This window comes from Bradyrhizobium sp. NBAIM18 (assembly GCF_020193825.1).
In the GTDB taxonomy this organism is placed as follows: Bacteria; Pseudomonadota; Alphaproteobacteria; order Rhizobiales; family Xanthobacteraceae; genus Bradyrhizobium; species Bradyrhizobium yuanmingense.
This window is the reverse complement of sequence record NZ_JADYVO010000008.1, coordinates 289,824-311,779: the sequence shown is the minus strand read 5'-3', so window position 1 is coordinate 311,779 and position 21,956 is coordinate 289,824. Positions and strand designations below refer to the sequence as shown.

The following is a 21,956-nucleotide window of genomic DNA, read 5'->3' as shown; positions in this document are numbered from 1 at the left end:
CTCCGCCCCCGCTTGCAATCCTCACCAAGAGGTAAACAGGCATGGTTAACGGCGTCTTAACGCTTCATTACAGGAACTTGACGAGCGAGAGCTGCGCCAGGTTCGAGGTCACCTGGTAGGACGCCTGCAGGGCGTTCTGCAGCGCCAGGATCTCGCTCGCGACCTGGTCGGGCGAGGCCGATTCCGCCTGGTCAATGATGGTCTGGAGCTGCGCCTTGGCCTGGGTCTGGCGCGTGCTCGCGTCCTTCATCGTGTTCTGGGCCATCGCGATGTCGGTCTGGATGTCCTCGATGCGCTGCTGTCCGGGCTGCTGGGTCAGCGCCTGGGTCACCCGCAGGCTGAGCGCCGAGACCTGCCCGCCCGAATATTGCCCGGTCGGCGAGGTCGAGAAGGTGCCGAACACCGCGATCGCCTGCAATTGGCGGCGGATCGCATCCTCATTCGCCTGGGCGCCGTACTGCACCGTCACGGCATCGTCGACCCGCGCCATCGCGGTCGAGCGCGCCGAGCCGGGCCCGTCATTGCCCAAATACCATTTCACCGTATTGGCCGAGCCGTTCACCAGCGTGGTCGCCGAGCTCGCAGGCGAGGAGCCGACGCGCAGCGGCGGCTGCGTGGCGGTCACCGGCGTCGAGCTGAACCCGAGCGCGCTCAGCGCGCCGGTGTTCGACGTCGTGATGTTGAGGCTCGCCGCATCGTCGGTGTTGATCGTGATCGAGCCGCCATGGACCGTCGAAGGCTTCGAGGTCCCGGTGATCGCGTCGACCTTGCTCAGCAGGGTCTGGATGCTGTCGGTGACATTGAGCTGGTTGCCGGTCGCGCCCGAGGCCACGAAGGTCAGCGTGGTCCCGTTGACGGTGATGGTATCGCCTGCGACGAAGCCCGGCGAGATCGAGTCCGAGGGGCTCGCGCCCGATAGCGCCGTCGCGCCGGTGACCGGGGCCGCCGGCGCCGTCTGGTTGTTGACGGGGGTGCCGATCGCAGAGCTCGCGGTGTTGAAGAAGTTGTCGCCCGCAACGATCGCCGATGCCGCCACCAGCGAGGTGTTGGCGAGCTTCTGAATCGCGGTGTTCAGCGCCGTGTTGAGATTCGCAGCAGTATTGTTCGGGTTGACGGGCGTGCTCGCATCGATCGCGAAGCTGCCGAGCGGCGTCGGCGTTGCCGAGGACGCCGTCAGGTCGATCTGCTCGGTCGTGCCGTCCGGCAGGGTGAACTGAATGCTGAGCTTGTCGCCGTTGTTCGGATTGACGCCGTTGAGATCGACCGAGAACGACACCGGCGAGCCGCTCGGGCCGGTGACGGTCGCGCCTGTCAGCGTCGAGGACACCGCCTTGATCTTGAGGCCGAACGGCGATCCGGCGACGTCCTCCGACACCTGCACGGAGCTTGCCGTCGGCTGCGTCTGCACCAGGCGGCCCATGCCGCTGGTCCCTAGGTCCGCGGCCTGGCGCTCGGCCATGACGGTCTTGAAGCCGGCCTGTGTCGTGGTGCCGTTAATGATGTCGCCGGCATCGGCGACCGACTGGGTATTGACTGCCGTTCCGGAGAACAGATAGCGGCTGCCGGTCTGCGTGTTGAGGACACCGACCATCGAGCCGAACTGGGCGGCGGCGGTGTTCTGGGCAATCGTCTGGCCGTTGACGTTGAGGTCCTGCGCGGTAGAGGCCGAGCCGGTCTGCACCGTGCTGCGGATCTTGGTCAGCGATTGCAGCGCGGTGTTGGCGAGGTTGATGCTGACGTTGACGTTGGTGATCGTGTCGGTATAGCCGGCGATGTTGGAGAGCTGCGCGCGCCCGGCGATCGCAAAGCCCTCGTTCGTCCCCATGCCGGCATAGTTCTGCGACAGCTTGCCGGTCGAGAGCTGCGTCGAGAGGTCGGTGAGCTGCTGATTGATGTTGCGGATCTGCGCGCCGAGGATCGACGAGGAGTAGTTGATGCTGCTGATCGCCATCTTTCGGAGCCCTGTTACTGTTTACAATTGAGCCTGGATCAACGTGTTCATCATGGTCTGCACCACCGACATAACATGGGCGTTGGCGGCATAGGCATTCTGAAGCTGGATCAGGTTCGACATCTCCGAGTCCAGGTTGACCTTGGAGGTCGAGTCGAACTTGGCCTGGAGCGTCGAGACCACGACGCTCTGGCCTTGCTGGAGCTGGGTCGCCTGGGTCGCGGCGTTGGCCTGCACGCTCAGGAACTGCTGGAGGAAGTTCGACACGCTGCCGGTGAAGGGCTGGCTGGCCGAGCCGAGGCCGCTCTGCGGCGAATAGGAAAACACTGCACTGGTGAGCTGCGAGTAGAGATAGTCCGAACGCGTGGTGTCGCCGGCGGGCGTCACCGGCGAGGTATTGTAGACCGACATCCGGGTCGGATCGGTCACGAGCTGCGTGTTCACGGCGATGCGCCCGGCAAGACCGGTCATCTGCGAGCCCGACGCCGTGATTGCGCCGGTGTAGAGCGCCTGCCCGCCGTCGGTGAACAGCGGCAGCTGCGGATTGCCCGAGGTCAGCGACGAGATCGTCTTGGTGGTCGAGGCCGAACCGACCTTGGCAAGCCCGGTGTTGTCGTCGGTCACCCGCAGCGTCGTGGCGGTCGCCGGCGACGGGGCGGCGGAGAACGACAGATGCGTGCCCGACAGCGCGGTGTTCAGCGCAGAGGCGATCGCGCCCATGCCGCCGGCGAAGTCGACGCCGATCCGCATCGGGTTGGCGTTGGTCGCGTTCTGGAGCGGCAGCGCGGCGGGGTCGGTCACGTTGACGAGCGTGATCTGGCGCTGCGTGTTGGTCGCCGTGTCCGTATAGGTGATGTTGACCGTGTTGCCCGGCAGCGCACCGGCAAGCTCGAGATCGAAGCCGGCCGGCGGGCCGGTGACCGTGCTGCCCGTCGTGGTCTTATCGGACAGCGCGCTCGCCATCGTGGCGGCGAGCTGGTCGATCTGGTTCTGCGCCTGCACCAAAATGTCGTCGCGCAGCTTCAGGTCGGCCGCGATCTGGCCGGACGACACCACGTTGTTGGCGACGACGTCGACTTGCGAGCCGTTCGGGAGCTTGATGTTGAACGCGCCAACGCCGGACTTGGCAGGGTCGATGTTGTAGAGCGACGTTGCCGACAGCGCGCCGGCGGAGGCAAAGGAGAATTCCGAGGCGAGCCCGGCGCCGACCAGCTGGATGCCGGTCGTGGTGTAGATGTTGGCCTGGTTCGAATTGTCGGTGGTGACGCGGACGTCGACATATTTCGACAGCGTGTTGATGGCTTGGTCGCGCTGGTCCATCAGCGTTGCGGCCGAGGGATCGTTGGCCGACAGGCCCTGGAGCCTGGTGTTGATGTCGGCGATCTGCTTCATGGCCGCATTGGCGGCCTGCGCCGAATTGCTGAGATCCTGTTCGACGTTGGAGCGCAGCGACTGAATGCCCTTGGTGGTGACGTTGAGCTGCGTCGCGAGCGCCTGGGCCGCCCCGAGCGCAACGGTCTGCGCCGACGACGCACCCGAGCTGGTCGACAGCGCCTGCAGCGCCGTGGTGAATTTGTTCAGCGCGCTTTCGAGCGTGCCGGAATTGCCGGGCGTGCCGTAGACATTCTGAAGCTGCTTCAGGATGTTGGCCATCTGGTCGGCGTAGCCGCCGCCGCCGGTCTCGGTCCGTAGCTGGTTCTGCACGTAGGTGTCGAGCAGGCGGCTGACGCCGGTCGTCATCGCCGTCGCGCCGAACTCGCCGGTGGTGACCTCGATCTGGTTCGGCGTCTGGACGACGTAACCCGGCGTCTGCGCATTGGCGACGTTCGAGGAGACGATCGAGAGCGCGGCCTGGTTGGCACGCAGACCGCTCATCGCACTGGCGAGGGCTGAACTCAAACCCATATCACTGGCCCGCCTTTGTTACGTCACGCGCCGATCAGCGCAACACGTTGAGGAGATCCTGCACCATCGAGTTTGCCGTCGTGATCACCTTGGTGTTGGCCGAATAGGCCTGCTGGGTCACGATCAGCTTGGTGAATTCGTCGGCGATGTCGGTGTTGGATCCCTCCAGCGACGAGCCGCTGATGGTGCCCGAAGCGCCGTCGATGGCGTCACCCGATTGTTCGGTCGCGGCATAGGCGCCGCCGTCCATCGCCTTCAGATAATTGGTGCCGTTGAAATGCGACAGCTGCACCTGCGCGAGGTTGAGGTTCTGGCCGTTGGAGAAGGTGCCGACCACCACGCCGTTGTTGTTGACGGCGACCGAGCGGAGCTGACCGGCGGCGTAGCCGTTCTGGGTGATGGTGTTGATCGTCACCGCGCCGCTGGTGCTGGCATATTGCGTCAGCCCTCCGGAGGAGATGTTGAAGGCGACGGAGCCGAGCGACTGACCGCTGACGGTGACGTTGTTGATGGTGATGCCCGAGCCGCTCGGCGAGGTCAGCGAGCCGTCGGCGGCAAAGGTGAAGGTCTGGCCGGTATTGACCCATCCGACCGTCGTGCCGGTCGCGTTCGGGTCGGTCTGGTAGAACAGGTTCCAGCTGTCGGAATGACCCGCGCCCAGCGAGGCGCTGTCGGTCTTGGCCCAGCGCAATTGCAGGTTCACCGGCGTACCGGCGGCGTTGTAGGCGGTCACCGCGCCGCCGCTGATCGATTCCTTGGTGAAGGTGGCGATGTCGTTGCCGATCACGCCGCCGGTGCCGGCCGTGCCGCCACCTTCGCGATTCCGGGTGATGGTCGAGGTGAAGCCGAGCGCGGAGAAGGCCGCGCTGTTTGAGCTCGAGACCGTCAGGTTGGAGACGGTGCCGGTGTTCAGCGTGATCACGCCGCCGCTGCTGACCGACGATCCCGAGGCGCCGGAGAGCGCGTCGATCTTGCCGAGCAGGGTCGTGATGTTGTCGGTGACGTTGATCTGGTTCGCACCCGAGGCGCCCGAGGCCATGAAGGTCAGTGTCTGACCGTTGACGGTGATGGTGTCGCCGGGGGAAAAGCCCGACGTGAGCACCTGGGCACCGCCGGCGGTGGCCGAGCCGCTCAGCACCGTCGCGCCGGAGATTGCAGGCGAGGACAGCACGTTGCCGCCGCGCGTCACACTGCTGATGCCGAGCGCGGTGGCGGCCGTGCCGCTGCCGATCGCGACGTCGGTGCCGGTGCCGGTCGCGATCTGGATATTGCCGCTGACCGAGAGCGAAGCGGTGACGCCGGCACCGCCGGCCGTCTGGATCGCGTTCAGGATGTCGGCCACCGTCGCCGTCGTGCCCGCACCGAGACCGATCGTGGTGTTGCTGCCGACGGTCGAGACCGTGGTGCCGCCGTTGAAGGTGATGGTGTTGCCGTTGATGGTCAACGTCTGGCCGCTCAACGCAGTCAGAATGCTGGAGGCGAGATGCGTGCCGGCGGTATTGTCGAGCGACGTGGTCGTCGAAGCCACCGCCGAGGAATTGTTCTGAAGCGCAACCGTGCCGGTGGCCGTCGTCGAAGAATAGGCCGACCGGATGTTGCCGGTTGCGGCCGCGCCTGACACGGTCGCATTGGCATAGGGCGCCGGCGGCGTGCCGACCGGCAGCGGGTTGGCGGCGAAATCGGACGGGTTGAGGCCGCCGGCGGCGAGCAAGGTGCCGGTCGATGCCGTGGTTTTCGCCACCGTGTTCGGCTGGGTCGGCAGGTTCGCCGCGTACTGGATCGAGGTGGTCGCCTGCGCCGGAATGAAGTTGTTCTGGAATTGCAGGACGTTTGCCACGCTGCCGGTCGGGTTGCCGGTCTTCGGGTCGACGGTGACGCCCATCAGGTAATAGCCGGCGCCGTTGACCAGGTTGCCGTTGGCATTGAGCTGGAAGTCGCCGCGCCGCGTGTAGTAGGTCACCCCGGTGAAGACAGGCACGTTGTCAACGACGCCGCTCGCCTTCTGGATCGAGAAGAAGCCGTCGCCGGTGATCGCCATGTTGGTGGCGACGCTGGAGGACGAGATCGTGCCCTGCGTCGTGATGGTGGCCTTGGCGTTGGCCTGCACGCCGCCTGCCACCTGCTTGCTCGGGACCGAGGAGTCCGGAATGAGGTCGACGAAGCTGGTGCCGATGCCCTTGTAACCGGTGGTGGATGAGTTCGCGATGTTGCCGGAAATGTTCTGCAGCGCGAAGGACTGCGCCTGCAGGCCACCCACCGAGGTGTTCATTGCATCGAAGATACCCATAACTTTGTCTCCAAATCCGATCTCGGCGGCCGGTCGACCATGGCCGCAATCGGAAAGAGACGTCGCAAGGCCTATGCCAATGCGGGTATCTTCAGGAAATCAATGACTTAATGAAAAAGCCCCGGTCTGACGACCGGGGCACATTTGCCGGGACCGGCAACAATTGCCGGGAGACGAGGTCATTCCGGAACGGTCCGCAGGACCGAATCCGGAATCTCGATATTCCAGATTCGATGCTCTCGCATCGCTCCGGAATGACTCCCGCGAAACCTACGTCGCCGACGCCGCCGCGGGGTGGAAGACCAAGCCGAAACCATCGATGCAATAGCGCAATCCGGTCGGCTTCGGGCCGTCGTCGAAGACATGGCCGAGATGGCCGCCGCAGCGCCGGCAATGCACCTCGGTGCGGACCATGCCGTAGCTGCGGTCCTCGGTCTTGCCGACATTGCCTTCGATCGGCGCATAGAAGCTCGGCCAGCCCGTGCCGCTCTCGAACTTGGTCTCCGACGTAAACAGCGGCAGGTCGCAGCCGGCGCAGGCGAAGATGCCCTTGCGCTTCTCCTTCAGCAGCGGGCTGGAGCCGGGCCGCTCGGTGCCGTGATTGCGCAGGATCTCATATTGCTGCGGCGTGAGCTGGGCGCGCCATTCGGCCTCCGTCTTGGTGATCTCGAACTTCTGCGCGGCCTTCTCGCCGGCCTCGGCAGGTGTTCCTCTCAGCCAGCGCAAGGCCGAAAGGCCGAACAGGCCGGCGACAGTCGTGAGCAGGATGCGGCGGTCAAGCATGTCATTCTCCGTGCGCGGGAAGTCCACGCCCTGAGATACGGGCTTCTGCCGGCCGAAGTTACACGTCGGAACGAATTTCGCTCAACTTATTGCGAGACGCGGTCCTCGTGCACGACCGGTTCCGCAGCGCCGACCGCGGCTTTCGGCGGTGGCGCCGGCCGGGGTCGCACGCCGGGCGGCGCTCGGCGCGGACCGGTGCCGGCGGCGCGGTTGGCTTCGGCGAGGCGGGCCTCGCGTTGCCTGTCCTTGACCCTGGCGCGCTCGCGATAGCGGGCGAGCGCACCCGCGGCGGCGGAGCTCGCCCTGCCCCAGATCCCGACCAGCTGGCCGGCGACGCGCCCCGTGGCGCCGCCCGCCCAGACCAGCTCGAACGGCGAGAACAGCTTCCAGCGCTCATCGCCCGACAAAATGCTGCGCGCGATCATCTGTCCGGCCATGGCGGAGGTGTTCATGCCCTGACGGCCGAAGCCGCTCGCCACCCACAGGCCTTTGCGCAGCTGGCCGATCTGCGGCATGCCGTGCACGGTCTGGCCGGTGGCGCCGCCGAAGATGTCGGTGATCTCGACATTGCCGAGCTCGGGAAAGATCGTCCGGATCCGCCGCTTGATGGCGCCGGCGAAGCGCTGCGGACGCGCCGCCCAGGTGGTCTCCGGGCTCTCCCACATCAGCCGGTCGCCGTCGAGGACCCGGAAATGGTCGATACCGTCGGAATCCATCACCGATCCCTTGAAGGCGATGATCTCGTGCAGGCGCTCGCCGAGCGGCGCGGTCACGCCGGCATAGCGCCAGACTGGCAGCAGCGTTTCCGACAGGCGCTTCAAGGGGGCGCCGAGATGAATGTTGCCGGCGAGCACGATGTGGCTCGCCCGCAGCCGCGCCGAGGGCGTGACGATGCGCTTGCGGATGCCGGAATGATCGATGCTGACGACCGGCGTGTCCTCGAAGATGCGGGCGCCTGCCCGCCGTGCCAGCGCCGCCAGGCCGTGCACGTATTTCCGGCCGTCGACCTGGAACGCTCTAGGATAATACACGCCGTGGAAGTAGTGATCGGTCTTGAGCGCCTCGCGCACGCGGTCGACCTGCCAGCCCTCGACCTCGGTGTCGAAATCCTCGTTCAGCATCTGCAACCGGCTGATCAGCCGGTCGCCGGCATCGACGTTGGAGACCTCCAGCACGCCGTCGCTGACGCCGATCCCCGGCATGTTCTCTTCGGTGGCATTGGCCCGGACGAACGCGGCGCCCTGCTTCGACAGGGTCCACAATTCGCGGGCGTCCTCGAAACCGATGCGTTCGATCAGGTCCATGAGCGGCAAGGCAAAACCCGGCATCACGGTGCCGAGCTGGTTGCCGGAGGCGTTCCAGCCGACATGCCGGCCCTCGAGCACCGCGACGCTGGCCCCGAGCCGGGCCGCCTCCAGCGCGACGGTAAGCCCGGCCAGGCCCGCTCCGATCACACAAATGTCCGCATCGAGATCGAACGACAGCGGCACGCGGTCGTGAAAGCCGGCTTCTTCCTGGGACACGCTTGTGAAAGTCTCGCTCATGCAGTTTTCTTAGAGGACTGTGCGGGCCCTTGTCACCTTGTCCTCAACCGGCGCCTGTAGATTATCGTGGACGTGGAACGATTCGAGAATGCCATGCGCCGTTTGATGCTGCTGCGTCACGCCAAGACCGAGACTGACGCACCGAGCGGCCGTGACCAGGACCGCCGGCTCGACGACCGCGGCCACAAGGATGCCGCGCGGATGGGCGACTGGATCGCCGCCCATCCGCCCTTCCCCGACACCGTATTGGTCTCCCACGCCGTGCGGGCCCGTCAGACCTGGGACATCGCCTGGGAGGCGATGAAGGACCGCGTCCCCACGCCGCAGGTCGAGGTCCTGCCGGAACTCTATGGCGCCGATCCCGCGCAGATCCTGGACGCCATTCGCACCGCAACCGCCCCCGCCGATCCGAAGCGGCTGCTGCTGATCGGCCACAATCCCGGCATGCACGAGGTCGCGCTCATGCTGATCGGCGGCGGCGATCCCGATGGCGCCAAGGCCCTCGGCGACAACCTGCCCACAGCGGGGCTTGCGATCTTCGACTTTGACGTCAAGGATTGGGGTGACGTGGCTTACCGCCGCGGCAAGCTGGTGCTGTTCGTCAGCCCCAAGCTGCTTCGATCGGACTAGACGCGCGGGGCGCCGTCTCGACCGGTTTTCAGCTTGGTCACATCAGCGTTTTCGAGCGAAGTGGGCACCGATTCGCGTACAGAAAACGCGTCCAAATAGGAAGACGGAGGCGCAGATGTTCAAGTCCATCCTCGTGCCCATCGACCTCGCCGACACCGATCTCGCCAAGCCGGCGATCGCGACGGCGGCGACGTTGTCGCAGACCTGGAGCGGCACCGTGCGCCTGCTCAACGTGTTGCCGATGACGCCGGTGATGCTGGCCGAATACGTCCCGGCCGATTTCGACGAGCAGCAGCGCCAGACCTCGGAAGAGGCGCTTGCCATCGTCGCGCGCGAATCCGGCATCGAGCCTTCCCGCATCTCCAGCGTGGTGCGCCAGGGCGGCATCTATCACGAGATCCTGGAGGAAGCCGCGCACATAAAGGCCGATTTGATCGTGATGACCTCGCATCGCCCGGCGATGCGCACCTATTTCCTCGGCTCCAACGCCGGCCACGTCGTGCGCTACGCCAAGTGCTCGGTGCTGGTCGTGAGGCATTGAAGGGCAGCAGACTCCGTCATTGCGAGCGCAGCGAAGCAATCCAGAGTCTTTCCGCGGCAACAGCCTGGATTGCTTCGCTGCGCTCGCAATGACGTAGAGGCAGCTGCGTGCCACACTCGCGCTTCCGTGCCCCGGACGCTGCGCAGCACGAAGTGATGCGCTGCAGAGCCGGGGCCCATGCGTCAGCGAGTGCGATCCGCTGGGTCCCGGCTCTGCGCAGCAGCGTTTCACGCTGCAGCGCGTCCGGGACACGCGAGTATCACAGATACCGCGACAGCTCGGTCTTGAACTGCCCGTACACGGCGTCCTCGATCTGGCTGCGCGTGATGCCGATGTCGCGCAGGGCGCGGTCGTCGAGCTCGTTCAGGGTCTTGACGGCGGAGCGGCGCTCCAGGCGGTCGAACAGCGTGGTGAGGCGCAGGGCTAGGGCACTGAAAAATCCGCCCGATGAGGATGGGCGTAAAGTCGGCCCGACAGTTTGCGAGCTTGTGGTCATTCTTCTTCTCCGGCCTATTGTCCCGCGCGGCGAAGCAGGTGCCGCTGGCGCGGACGCTTATGGGCGCCTGCACCTCATTTGCCGTCGGATTGCTCTCGCTCCCCTCGGCTCAATCGCGAAACTTGATGGAACTTAAATGCTCCAGTACACTCCTCGGAGCAAGTAAAACATTGCTCTCGGTGCAATATGTCCAAGTTCGAGTACGTGAAGCTCGCCGATGCCATTGCGGCCGATATCACTAACGGCACGTTAAGGCCCGGCGACCGGCTGCCGCCGCAGCGCAATTTTGCCTATGACCGCGGCATCGCGGTCTCGACCGCGAGCCGGGTTTATACGGAATTGCTCCGCCGCGGCCTCGTGGTCGGCGAGGTCGGGCGCGGCACGTTCATCTCCGGCGACGTCAGGCGTGAAGTCGAGACCATGCGCGAGCCGGCCGACGCGCGCATCAATCTCGAGGTCAATTACCCGCTATTGCCGCAGCAATGGGCGATGATCGCCAAGAGCCTCGCAGGGCTCGAGCGCATCGACGCGCTCGAATCCGCACTGCGCGTTTCGACCAGCACCGGCACCAAGAGCGCCCGCGTTGCCGCCGCTGCCTATCTCGCACGCAAGGATTTTGCGCCGCAGCCCGAGCAGATCTTCTTCACCGCCAACGGCAAGCAATCGCTGGCGGCCGCGCTTGCCGCGCTGGTGCCCACCGGCGGCCGCTGCGGCGTCGAGGCGCTGACCTATCCCTACGTGAAGAGCATCGCCGCGCGGCTCGGTGTGACGCTGGTCCCGATCCCCATGGACGAGTTCGGCGCGCGGCCCGACGCCATTCAGAAGGCCCATCGCGAGGCGCATCTGTCGGCGCTGTATCTGCAGCCCATCATCCAGAACCCGCTCGGCGTCACCATGAACGCGACGCGGCGCGCCGACATCATGCGCGTCGCCGAGAAGCTCGATCTCACCATCATCGAGGACATCGTCTACGGCTTCCTCGCCGACGACACGCCGCTGGCGGCGCTCGGGCCCGACCGCTGCATCGTGCTCGACAGCCTGTCCAAGAAAGTCGCGCCGGGGCTCGCGCTCGGCATCCTCGTCGCGCCGCCTCACTTGCGCGAGAGTGTGATGAGCGCGGTGCGCACCGGCGGCTGGATCGCCTCCGGCCATGCGCTCGCGGCCGGGCAGCGGCTGATGGCCGACGGCACCGTCGCCGAGCTGACCCGGCTGAAACGCATCGACGCCGCGCGCCGCCAGCAGACCGCAGCACGGCTGCTCGCCGGCTACCAGCTCGCCGCCGATCCGCGCTCCTATCATCTCTGGCTGACGCTGCCGCCGCACTGGCGCTCGCAGACTTTCGTCGCGGCAGCAGCAAGGCGCGGCATCGCGCTGACGCCGTCCTCGACCTTCGCGATCGCGCACGGTCATGCGCCGAATGCGGTGCGGCTCGCGCTCGCCCCGCCCTCGCCCGAGCAGCTCGATTCCGGCCTGCGCACCATCGCCTCGCTGCTCGGCACCAAGGAGGACGATTTCGACTCGACGGAGTAGGGCTCTCATTTGACGCGTTTTCTTCACGCGAACCGGACCTCACTTCGCTCGCAAACGCTTTAGGGCAGCAGGGCCTTCGGCACGCGGTCGAAACTGTAGCTCTGCGGCCGGTTGCGCCGCACGAAACCGCCGACCTGCCAGGCGAACAGCGCGGCGAAGCCGAGGACGAACAGCACGCCGGCGAGCTCGCCGGTCAGAAGCGCGCGGATCAACAGCCCCGCCATTGCCACAGCGAGCGCGGCCAGGAACGCCAGCATCACCGCATAGGTCTTGCGGCCGAGGCCCGCGGTCAATTCGGCGCGGCTGCCGGCTTTGGCCATCCGCGCATGCAGCTCGATCAGGAAGTCGCGAAAGCCGTTGTCCTGCGGCGCCATCAGCGCCGCGGTCTGCCAGCTCGTCGACAGGATCGCGATGCGGCCGCCGCCAGCGCGGCTGATATCGGCGCGGAAGCGGTGCTGCTGCATCGACACCGGACGGAACGACAGCCGGATCGCCGAGATCTCGTCATAGCGCCACAGGCCGGAGCGGCCGGCGATGTGCCAGGACAGCCCCTGCTCCGTCAGCTCGAAGCGATGCGCCGAGCCGATCAGCGAGGCCTTGTAGGCATAGCTCGTGGTCGAACCCGCTTCCGCTCCCGGCATGTCGTCAACGAACCCATGGGCGATCGCTTGGGCGATCGGCTTGCGCGATCGCCCCCGGCCATCCTACAAGCGAGACATGGCTGAGACGACCTTTTTTCCGCGCCGCCTGATTCTCGGCGCCGCGATGATCTCCGGTGTGTTGCTGGCGCTCGCGGTGCACATGCTGGGCGCGCGCTACGGTCTCGATCTCGGCCGCCTCTGGCGCTCCGACACGCATGAGTTCATTCCGGCGGGCGCCGCCATCGCCTGGTGGCTGATCGCCACCGTCGGCTTCTCCGGCGGCTATTTCACGGCGAGCCTGATGCAGAGCGCCGTCTCCGGACAGATCCCGCAGCGGATGCGGCAATTCCTGATCGCGGTCGGCGTGCTGCTGCTTGCGGGAGCGGGTCAGGCGGCGTCGGCGCCGAGCCCGATCCCGACCGTCTCGGGCGTGCTCGCCGGGCTTGCCGCCCTGTGTCTCGGCGCCGTGATGGCGTTCTGCGGCGCGCATTTCGCGCTGCGCCGAAGCTGACCTCTCAAGCCGACGCGCGCAGCCGCGGCCGTTCCAGCATGATCGCGACATCCGAGGCGGGCCGCGGCTTGCTGAACAGATAGCCTTGCGCCTGGGTGCAGCCCTCGCGCCGGAGCAGCTCGAGCTGCGCGTCGTTCTCGACGCCCTCTGCCGTGGTGACGATGCCGAGGCTGCGGCCGAGGCCGGTCACGGCGCGAATGATCGCCATGGAATCCTCGCGCGTCGCCAGCTCCGACACGAAGGAGCGGTCGATCTTGATCTTGTCGAACGGGAAGCTGCGCAGATAACTCAGCGACGAATAGCCGGTGCCGAAATCGTCGAGCGAGATCCGCACGCCCATGGCACGCAGCTCGTGCAAGGTCGTCAGCGTCGCCTCGCTGTTCTGGAGCAGGACGGATTCGGTGATCTCGAGCTCGAGACGGCGCGCACCGAGTCCCGATATGGCCAACGCCTCTGTCACCGCCGCGATCAGGTTCGGGCTCTTGAACTGCACCGGCGACAAATTGACGGCGACGTCGACATCGTCGGGCCAGGTGGCCGCGTCGGCACAGGCGGAGCGCAGCACGAACTCACCAAGCTGAACGATGAGCCCGGTCTCCTCGGCCAGCGGGATGAAGCTGATCGGCGCGATCAGCCCGCGTTGCGGATGGTTCCAGCGCAGCAGCGCCTCGAAGGCGACGACGCGACCGCTGGCGACCTCGCGGATCGGCTGGTAATAGACCTGAAACTCGTCGCGTTGCAGCGCCGCGCGCAGATCCATTTCCAGAAGGCGCCGCGCCTGCGCACGCGCATCCATGCCGGTCTCGAAGAAGCGGTAGGTGCCGCGGCCATCCGCCTTGGCGCGATAGAGCGCAAGATCCGCGTTCTTGAGCAGCTCGTCCGGATTGCTGCCGTCCTGCGGCGACAGCGAGATGCCGATCGAGACGCCGATCACGATCTGATGGTCGTCGATCTGGTAAGGCGCCGAGATCACCTCGACGAGGCGTCCGGCAAGCGATCGCGCGGCGATCTCCTCGGAGCGTCCGATCTGGACCACCGCGAACTCGTCGCCGCCGAGCCGCGCCACGGTGTCCTGTTCGCCGACGGTGGCCTCGAGCCGGCGGCCGACTTCCTTGAGCAGCGCATCGCCGATGGGATGGCCGAGCGAGTCATTGATGTCCTTGAAGTGATCGAGATCGAGGCAAAGCACAGCGAGCTGGTCGCCCGACTTGGTCTGGCGCAGCCCCTGCTCGAGCTGTTCGTGGAACAGCACCCGGTTCGGCAGGCTGGTCAGCGCGTCATGTCGCGCCATGTGCGAGATCTTGGCCTGCGCCTCCAGCCATTCGGTGATGTCCTCGAAGGTCGCGACCCAGCCGCCGCCCTGCATCGGCTGGTTGACGACCCGGATGGAGCGGCCGAACCGGTTGACGACGTCGGTCGTGGTGCGGCCCTCGCGCGCATCGGCGACGAGGCGGGCGAAGAATTCATCCGCATCGCCCTGCCACTGGCCCTTGGCCTGCTCTTCCCTGAGCACGTCGACCAGCAATCGGCCGGCGAGCGGCACGTCGGTTCGACGGAGCATCGCGGCATAGCGCTCGTTGAACAGGATGATCTTGCCGTCGGCGTCGAACATGCACAGCCCCTGCGACATGTTCTCCAGCGCGCTGTCGAGCACGATCTGCTGGCGGCCCAGTTCGCCCTTGGCGCGGCGGTCGAGCAGCGCGGCCACGAGCGCAATCGCGATGATCGCGACGGCGGCGCTGGCAGTCAGGAACGACAGCGAGGCCGGCGGGACCGAGAGCCCGCTGATCGCGATCGTCGGGTCCGGCGTCAGCAGCACCGCGCCCATCGCGGTGAAATGATGGGCAACGATCGCGAGCGTCAACAGAGCAGTCGCGCTCAGCGCATGTCGAATGCCGTCACCTCGCGCGGCGACGAACAGCGCGAGCGCTGCGAAGACGATTCCGAACAGCACCGAGGCGGCAACCGTGCTCCGGATCCAATCCAGCCGTGCCGGCATCTCCAGCGCCGCCATGCCGGTGTAATGCATCGCCGCGACACCAAGGCCGACGATGGCGCCGCCGACGACGATCCACACCGGGCGCGAGGACGCCACGGCGATGCTGAGGCCCACGAAGGTCAAGGAGATCGCAAGCATCAGCGACAGAATTGTCACCGGGATGTTGTAGGCGCCGGCGCTTCCCGGGCCGTAGGCCAGCATCGCGATGAAATGCGTCGCCCAGATGCCGCATCCGCTCACGGCCGCATCCAGGGCGATCCAGGCCAGGCGCCCGGCTCCGTGCGTCGCGCGTGCGCGCTGAAACAGGCTGATCGCCGCGGCGCTGGCGAGCAGGCACACCGCGCCCCCAAGGGCCACCAGTCGCCAGTCATGCTCGTCGGTGAGACAGTAGAGAACTTGATACATTGCCGGCCCCTATCGACCCGCACTTGAGCCGACAGTGGTGGACGATCGGTAACCGGCTACAAACCTGCTCCGGAAGTGGTGAATGGAAGATGAGCGAGTTCGCTCACATTGCTGATCCTCGCGACGGCGCACCGAAGCAGCACCACGGCAGCGGGAAGCGAACAAGCACAAGCGCCGCGCGGACCGTCGCGCGGCGCTCGTAGTTTCCTCTACTCAGCTCGCCGCGCGCAGATTCACCTTGCTCTCGGCGAGTGTCGTCAGCTTCTGGTCGGTCGCCTTCTCCTCCTCGAGCGTCTTGGCGAGCACCGCCGCACAATCGTTGCGGCCGAGCTGCTTGGCCCAGGCGATCAGGCTGCCGTAGCGGACGATCTCGTAATGCTCCGCGGCCTGCGCCGCATTGATCAGGGCCGCGTCGAGCACCGCCTTGTCGGCGACTTCGCCGGCGGTCTCCTCGGCTTCCTCGATGATGCCATCGATCGCCGGGCAGTCGACCGCCTTCACGGCGACGCCGTGCATCTTGAAGACCTCCTCGAGCCGAGCAACGTGCTGCTTGGTTTCCTCGAGGTGCGTCAAAAAGCCCTGTTTCAGCTGCGGATCAGTGGCCTTGGTCGCCATCTTCGGCAGCGCCTTGGTGAGCTGCTGCTCGGCGTAATAGATGTCCTGGAGCTGATGTACGAACAGGTCGTTCATGGTCTTGATGTCTTTTGTGAACAGTCCCATCGTTCCGATCCTCTCGGGTCTTGGGAACACGGAGGCGCCGGCTTGCACGAAAAAGCCGCGTATTCCGCCATGTTCGATTGCTGATGGAGGCTAACGACCACGCGGCATCGACGTTCCAAAAACGCCGATACGGCTCTGCGCTGGAACAATGCGGACGGCGCCGGGATTTGAGACCGTGTCGGCACGGTGAGCGCGCGGGATGAGCCGGGTTCGCGACTCATATGCTTAACGCGCCGCCGATATGAACCGCGTATGACAAAGTTGCCCGCCGAACGCAGAACCTATTGTTGTCAAGGGCTGCACAAGCCGCTGATTTTGCCTTAAATGAGCTGGATCATGCCTAGCGATCGATGCCTGCCTTTTGGCCGTGATCGCACCCGACCGGCCAATGTCTGGCCCGGTCGGTCTTGCCCCCCGCCGGGAGGATGAATGCACGGACTGCTGCCCGCGTTGAAACGCGGCTTCAACAGATGGATCGGCTGGCGACGGCTCGGCGTCGCCGCGAGCATCTTCATCATCGCGTTTGCGATCACCACGCTGGTGCGGACGCTCAAGGGCATCGATACCGGGGTCATCCTGACCGCGTTGACGGAGATTCCCCGCGGCAACATCGGGCTGGCGGCGATCTGCGTCTTTTTCGCGTTCTGTACGCTGACCTTCTACGACTATTTTGCGCTGCGAACGATCGGCAAGAAGCACGTGCCCTATCGCATTGCGGCGCTGTCCAGCTTCACGTCCTATTCGATCGGGCACAACATCGGCGCCACGGTCTTCACCGGCGGCGCGATCCGCTTCCGGATCTATTCGGACTACGGACTGAACGCGATCGACGTCGCGAAGATCTGCTTCCTGTCGGGCCTGACCTTCTGGCTCGGTAACATCTTCGTGCTCTCGATCGGCATGGCCATCCATCCGGATGCGGCCTCCTCGATGGATCAGCTGCCCTCCTCGCTCAACCGGTTGATCGCCCTCGGCGGCCTCGCATCGATCGGCGCGTATCTGGTCTGGCTCTGCATGGGCGAGAAGCGCCGCGAGCTCGGCCAGAAGGGCTGGAAGGTGGTGCTGCCCTCGGCGCCCCTGACCTTGGTGCAGATCCTGATCGGCGTCGTCGATCTCGGCTTCTGCGCCACGGCAATGTACCTCTTGATGCCGGCCAACCCGCCGATCGACTTCATGTCGCTCGCGGTCGTGTTCATCCTGGCGACCCTGATCGGCTTTGCCAGCCACGCGCCGGGCTCGATCGGCGTGTTCGATGCCGCCATGCTCGTGGCGCTGCCTCAGTTCGGCCGCGAGGAGCTTCTGGCCACGCTGCTGGTGTTCCGTATTCTCTATTTCGTGATCCCGTTCGGCCTTGCCATCTCCATCATGGGCACGCGCGAGCTTTGGACGAATGTGGTCGCGCCGTGGCAGGAGCGGCGGCGGCTGGCGGAAGCCTGCGCGCAGGCCAACCTGCCCAAGGAGGTGACGCCGATGGAGCGCGAACGGCTGCTACGGCGGGCCAGCAAGCGCTGAGCCGCCGACGCCACCTCCGCAATCGTCGGGCAAGGGTTGCAGGCCGCGGCACAATCCTCTCTTATTTCCGCCTCAACTTTGCCGTTGAAGACGCGGGCCATGATTTCCGTATTCCTTCGCACCCTCTCGGCCGGCGCCGTGCTGCTTGCCGGCATCCTTGCTTTGCCCGAGCGCGCCGCCGCGCAGGACGCCGGCACCATGCAGATCAGCTGGGAGGTGCGTAACCGCTTCCGGCTCTTCCGCGAGGAGCGCGACTTCCTGCTCCATGTCGAGAACGCGCGTAACCGCAGCATTCTAGCCGCCGAACAGTCCCTCGAGCTCCAGAGCGAGGGCCGCGGCTGGGCCCGCAACATGGTCAACCGGCTCTGCATCGACCTGCAGGGCCGGGTCAACCAGCCCTGCACCCGCGACAACGTCAAAGAGAACTACATCACGCCGATCGACCATCCCGTGACGGTGCGCCTGACCGGCGCGGTGCCGGTCGGCGCCACCTGCGCCTGGTCGTTCGATGACGGCGATGGCCCGCAGAGCTCGACCTTCGACTGCGCCGAGCCGATCAATTTGCGTGTCCGCTACGGCAAGCCGACGGTTGCGACCGTCGATATCTCGGCCGGCTCCGATCCGACCCAGCGGATCCAGACCGAGATCCAGGTCCGCGACATCTTCATCGCAGGTCTCGGCGACAGCATCGCCTCCGGCGAAGGCAATCCGGACCGGCCGCTGGCGCTGTCGGACGAAGGCTTCTGCTTCCGCTCCTATCTCGGCACCGCCGGCGCGCAGTACTACCGGCCGAGCCGCCACGGCTTCAAGGGCGGCCGCGCCTGCGAGGCGCCGGATACGCTCGCCAACTGGCAGCGCTACAGCGCGCTCTGGTTCAATGCGCCGTGCCATCGATCGCTCTACAGCTATCAGGCGCGCACCGCGCTGGCGCTCGCGGTGCGCTACACCCACATCGCCGTGACCTTCCTGCCGCTCGCCTGCACCGGCGCCAGCATCGGCGACGGGCTGCTCGGCTCGCAGCGCGCCCGCGAATGCCCGCCCGGCAAGACCGGCGTCTGCAACACCAGCGTGAACGCGCAAGTCGCCGAGCTGCGGGAAGCCGTCACTGCGGCGAAGAAGCGCCAGCCCGATCGCACGCTCGACCTCGTGCTGCTCTCGGTCGGTGCCAACGACGTCTATTTCTCCGGTCTCGTCGCCGACGTCATCGTCGAAACCGCGACCGAGCGCGCGCTGTTCCGCCGCTCCGGCGTGTTGGCGAGCGTCGACGATTCCCGCGATGCGCTCCAGCGCGAGCTGCCGCAGAATTTCGTCAAGCTGCGCGAGGCGCTGAAGCCGCTGGTCGGCGGCGACCTCTCGCACGTGGTCTATGTCTCCTATGCCAATCCTGCGCTCGCCGACGGCGGCGCGCCCTGCCGCGGCGGCCGGGCCGGCTTCGACATCCACCCGTCCTTCAATGCCGATCCGCAGCGCCTTTCCCGCGTCTCCGCCTTCGTCGACAGCGAATTCCTGCCGCAGCTGAAGGGGCTCGCCACCTGCACCCGCGGTGCGCTGTGCCGCGATCCCGAAGCCGACCGCATGACCTTCGTCGATGCGCACCAGGCCGCGTTCGCCGAGCACGGCTTCTGCGCCCGTTCCGGCAACGATCCCGAATTCGACCGCAGCTGCTTTGCCGCGAACGGCCAGAGCTTCGATCCCGACATCGTCAGCGCGGCGAGCCAGCCGATGCTGTGCGGCCGCGGCGCCTCGGAGTACCGCGCCTACCTGCCCCGCGCGCGCTGGATCCGCGACGCCAATGACAGCTATTTCGCCGCGATGACCTATCCGCAGGGCCTGCCGGCGGCGAGCCAGCCGACCGACATCCACGATGCGGCCTGGGGCGTGCTCTCCGCCGTCTATGGCGGCGCGGTGCATCCGAGCGCCGAGGGCCATGCCGCGATGGCCGACGCGGCGCTGCCGGCGGCGAGCGCCGTGCTCGGTCTCGACGCCGTGCCGCCGAACGTGACGCGCGGACTGCTGCCGCAGCTGCTGCCCAGCGCGCAGCAATAGCGCGCGCTGTCTCCACACACTCACCGTCATCGCCCGGCTTGACCGGGCGATCCAGTACTCCGTGACAGCAATGATTTAATCGAGAAGCCGCGGCGTACTGGATTCCCCGCCTTCGCGGGGAATGACAGTGGTGTGGGTCGTATCGTCTCGCGCCCCCAACCTGCCGTTCCATCGATCCAAAAACAGCATCGATCGATACTGCCTTGAACTTGGACACTTCGCCGCGCGCACCTCTAGGACTCGTGTCGGGCAAACGGCCGAGGCTTAAGAGAGGCGCGTGATGAGCGCAGTGGCGTCCGCAGCGGGACGTGAGGCGGTCTCGCATCAGCCTGTTCCTCCTGAGGGCTCCCATGGGAGCTTGACCAGGCAACTCAACGGCGGCCCACAAGGCCGCCGTCTTTGTTTTGGGGGTGATCGATGCTAGAAGTGCCGGGGAAACGCCTTATTCATCTAAGGCATGTATCGATGTTCGACCTCAACCAGCTCCGCTGTTTCGTCACGGTGGCGGAGGAATTGCACTTCGGCCGCGCCGCCGTGCGGCTCAACATGACGCAGCCGCCGCTGTCCCGGCAGATCCAGCTGCTCGAGCACATCATCGACGCGCCGCTCTTGGAGCGCACCAGCCGCTCGGTGCGCCTCACCCCGGCCGGGCGCAGCTTCCTGCCGGAGGCGCGGCGCATCCTCAAGCTTGCCGAAAGCGCTTCGCAGGTGGCCCGCCGCATCGCGCTCGGCAAGACCGGCTCGCTGAAGGTCGGCTTCACCGCGGCCGCGGCCTATGGCTTCCTGCCCGAACTCATCGCCGCCTGCCGCGCCAAGCTGCCGGAGGTCGATTTCTCTCTGAAGGAGATGGTATCGGGCGATCAGTTCGAGGCGCTGACCTCGGGCCAGATCGATGCCGGCCTGCTGCGGCCGCCGATCGCGCGGCCCGAGCTTGCCAGCCGCCGCGTCGTCGCCGAGCCGCTGCTCGCGGCGATCCCGAAGAAGCATCCGCTCGCGAATGCCGACGGCATCACCATCAAGGATTTCGACGACCAGCCCTTCGTGATGTACTCGCCCTATGAGAGCCGCTACTTCCACGATCTCCTGGTGGCGCTGTTCACCCGCGCCGACGTGCTGCCGCGCTACGTCCAGCATCTCAGCCAGATCCACTCGATCCTCGCGATGGTGCGCGCCGGCCTCGGCCTCGCCATCGTACCGGCGGCAGCGGCGAGCCTGAAGATCTCCGACGTCCGCCTGCGTCCGCTGAAGCTGCGCACGCGCGTTCCGGTCGAGCTGTTCATGGTGTGGCGGCGCGAGGACGAGAACCCGCTGCTCTCGGCGCTGGTCAAGATCGCCGGCGAATTGTCCTCCGCGGAGCTGGCGGAGGATTGATGCTCAATCCGCATCGGTCGATATAGGCTTTGGCTTGGACGCGCATCGAACGGTCTCCTAAACCACGGCGCATGGACGTGCGGCCTCTGCTTGCGTCCTCCGCAACACGAGAAGGGAGCGCCCATGAGCAAGATGACCCCGCAGGAAATGGCCCAGAAGATCGGATCGGGCCTCCTGTCCTTCCCCGTCACGCCGTTCAGGGCGGACTACTCCTTCGACGAGGCGACCTATCGCGCCAACATGGACTGGCTGTGCGGTTATGACGTCGCAGGCCTGTTCGCCGCGGGCGGCACCGGCGAGTTCTTCTCGCTGACGCCATCAGAGGTTCCGCAGGTCGTGAAGGTCGCCGTCGACGAGACCAAGGGCCGCGTGCCCGTGCTCGCCGGCACCGGCTACGGCACCGCGATCGCCCGCGAGATCGCGATCGGTGCGGAACAGGCCGGCGCCGACGGCCTCCTGCTGCTGCCGCCCTACCTCACCCATTCCGAGCAGGAAGGCCTTGCCGCCCATGTCGAGGCGGTCTGCGCCGCCGTGAAGATCGGCGTCATCGTCTACAACCGTGACAACGCCATCCTCCAGCCCGACACGCTCGCGCGCCTTGCCGAGCGCTGCCCGAACCTCGTCGGCTACAAGGACGGCATCGGCGACATCGAGCTGATGACCCGCGTCTACACCAAGCTCGGCGACCGCCTCACCTATGTCGGCGGCCTGCCGACCGCCGAGACCTTCGCGCTGCCCTATCTCGACATGGGCGTGACGACCTATTCCTCGGCCGTGTTCAACTTCGTGCCGGAATTCGCCACCAACTTCTACGCCGCGGTGCGCAAGCGCGACCACGCCACGATCCAGGCCGGCCTGAAGGATTTCATCCTGCCGCTGATCGCGATCCGCAACCGCAAGAAGGGTTACGCGGTCTCGATCATCAAGGCCGGCATGAAGGTGATCGGCCGCGATTCCGGCCCGGTCCGTCCGCCGCTGACTGATCTCACCGAGCAGGAGATGGCGGAGCTGACCGCACTGGTGCAGAAGCTGCCCGCCGCACGATCGTCACAACAGGCTGCAGAATAGCAAGACGACAGGGAGG

At 66.2% G+C, this 21,956-nt stretch carries 17 protein-coding genes; 8 read left to right on the top strand and 9 right to left on the bottom strand.

Features of this window, described 5'->3' with window-relative positions; all coding sequences use genetic code 11:
• Positions 1-67 precede the first annotated feature (67 nt).
• From I6F17_RS20520 to I6F17_RS20500, 5 genes are all read right to left on the bottom strand, one after another.
• The gene (locus tag I6F17_RS20520) at positions 68-1,951 is read right to left on the bottom strand and encodes a flagellar protein (protein WP_225129800.1); all 1,884 of its coding nucleotides are present in this window, start codon (positions 1,949-1,951) and stop codon (positions 68-70) included.
• A gap of 21 nt (positions 1,952-1,972) precedes the next feature.
• Positions 1,973-3,856, bottom strand: a complete 1,884-nt coding sequence (gene flgK, locus I6F17_RS20515) for a flagellar hook-associated protein FlgK (RefSeq protein ID WP_036015649.1) — start codon at positions 3,854-3,856, stop codon at positions 1,973-1,975.
• Between the two features lie 34 nt (positions 3,857-3,890).
• Positions 3,891-6,143, bottom strand: a complete 2,253-nt coding sequence (locus tag I6F17_RS20510) for a flagellar hook-basal body complex protein (RefSeq protein ID WP_036046246.1) — start codon at positions 6,141-6,143, stop codon at positions 3,891-3,893.
• Positions 6,144-6,413: 270 nt separating this feature from the next.
• Complete coding sequence (msrB, locus tag I6F17_RS20505; protein ID WP_036015643.1) at positions 6,414-6,926, bottom strand: peptide-methionine (R)-S-oxide reductase MsrB; 513 nt, start codon at positions 6,924-6,926, stop codon at positions 6,414-6,416.
• A gap of 86 nt (positions 6,927-7,012) precedes the next feature.
• Entirely contained in the window at positions 7,013-8,470 is a 1,458-nt protein-coding gene (locus I6F17_RS20500) for an FAD-binding oxidoreductase (protein WP_225129798.1), read from the bottom strand.
• 93 nt (positions 8,471-8,563) lie between these two features.
• Between I6F17_RS20500 and I6F17_RS20495 the strand changes: the two genes are divergently transcribed.
• Positions 8,564-9,100 carry a histidine phosphatase family protein gene (locus tag I6F17_RS20495; RefSeq protein WP_225129796.1) on the top strand — a complete coding sequence of 179 codons (537 nt, stop codon included), beginning with the start codon at positions 8,564-8,566 and terminating at the stop codon, positions 9,098-9,100.
• Positions 9,101-9,215: 115 nt separating this feature from the next.
• Positions 9,216-9,641, top strand: a complete 426-nt coding sequence (locus I6F17_RS20490; RefSeq protein WP_036030185.1) for a universal stress protein — start codon at positions 9,216-9,218, stop codon at positions 9,639-9,641.
• A 259-nt stretch (positions 9,642-9,900) separates the two neighbouring features.
• Here I6F17_RS20490 and I6F17_RS20485 read toward each other — a convergent pair whose 3' ends face one another.
• Positions 9,901-10,137, bottom strand: a complete 237-nt coding sequence (locus I6F17_RS20485) for a DUF1127 domain-containing protein (protein WP_225129794.1) — start codon at positions 10,135-10,137, stop codon at positions 9,901-9,903.
• Between the two features lie 186 nt (positions 10,138-10,323).
• Between I6F17_RS20485 and I6F17_RS20480 the strand changes: the two genes are divergently transcribed.
• Entirely contained in the window at positions 10,324-11,667 is a 1,344-nt protein-coding gene (locus tag I6F17_RS20480) for a PLP-dependent aminotransferase family protein (RefSeq protein WP_225129792.1), read from the top strand.
• A gap of 59 nt (positions 11,668-11,726) precedes the next feature.
• On the opposite strand, the gene I6F17_RS20475 is transcribed toward I6F17_RS20480, so the two are convergent.
• The gene (locus tag I6F17_RS20475) at positions 11,727-12,308 is read right to left on the bottom strand and encodes a hypothetical protein (RefSeq protein ID WP_225129790.1); all 582 of its coding nucleotides are present in this window, start codon (positions 12,306-12,308) and stop codon (positions 11,727-11,729) included.
• Positions 12,309-12,384: 76 nt separating this feature from the next.
• Here I6F17_RS20475 and I6F17_RS20470 point away from each other — a divergent pair, with 76 nt between their 5' ends.
• On the top strand, positions 12,385-12,819 hold the full coding sequence (locus I6F17_RS20470) for a hypothetical protein (protein WP_036015623.1): 435 nt from the start codon (positions 12,385-12,387) through the stop codon (positions 12,817-12,819).
• A 4-nt stretch (positions 12,820-12,823) separates the two neighbouring features.
• On the opposite strand, the gene I6F17_RS20465 is transcribed toward I6F17_RS20470, so the two are convergent.
• Positions 12,824-15,223 carry an EAL domain-containing protein gene (locus I6F17_RS20465; protein WP_225129787.1) on the bottom strand — a complete coding sequence of 800 codons (2,400 nt, stop codon included), beginning with the start codon at positions 15,221-15,223 and terminating at the stop codon, positions 12,824-12,826.
• 213 nt (positions 15,224-15,436) lie between these two features.
• Positions 15,437-15,943 carry a ferritin-like domain-containing protein gene (locus I6F17_RS20460; protein WP_225129785.1) on the bottom strand — a complete coding sequence of 169 codons (507 nt, stop codon included), beginning with the start codon at positions 15,941-15,943 and terminating at the stop codon, positions 15,437-15,439.
• 429 nt (positions 15,944-16,372) lie between these two features.
• Here I6F17_RS20460 and I6F17_RS20455 point away from each other — a divergent pair, with 429 nt between their 5' ends.
• The 4 genes from I6F17_RS20455 (at position 16,373) to kdgD (ending at position 21,940) form a co-directional block, all read left to right on the top strand.
• Positions 16,373-17,455: a YbhN family protein gene (locus I6F17_RS20455; RefSeq protein WP_036015615.1), complete on the top strand. Its 1,083-nt coding sequence runs from the start codon at positions 16,373-16,375 to the stop codon at positions 17,453-17,455.
• Positions 17,456-17,554: 99 nt separating this feature from the next.
• Positions 17,555-19,501 (top strand): hypothetical protein, encoded by a 1,947-nt coding sequence (locus I6F17_RS20450; protein ID WP_225129783.1) that lies wholly within the window; start codon positions 17,555-17,557, stop codon positions 19,499-19,501.
• 465 nt (positions 19,502-19,966) lie between these two features.
• Positions 19,967-20,872, top strand: a complete 906-nt coding sequence (locus tag I6F17_RS20445) for a LysR substrate-binding domain-containing protein (protein ID WP_225129781.1) — start codon at positions 19,967-19,969, stop codon at positions 20,870-20,872.
• 123 nt (positions 20,873-20,995) lie between these two features.
• Complete coding sequence (gene kdgD, locus I6F17_RS20440) at positions 20,996-21,940, top strand: 5-dehydro-4-deoxyglucarate dehydratase (RefSeq protein ID WP_036044514.1); 945 nt, start codon at positions 20,996-20,998, stop codon at positions 21,938-21,940.
• Positions 21,941-21,956: the final 16 nt, after the last annotated feature.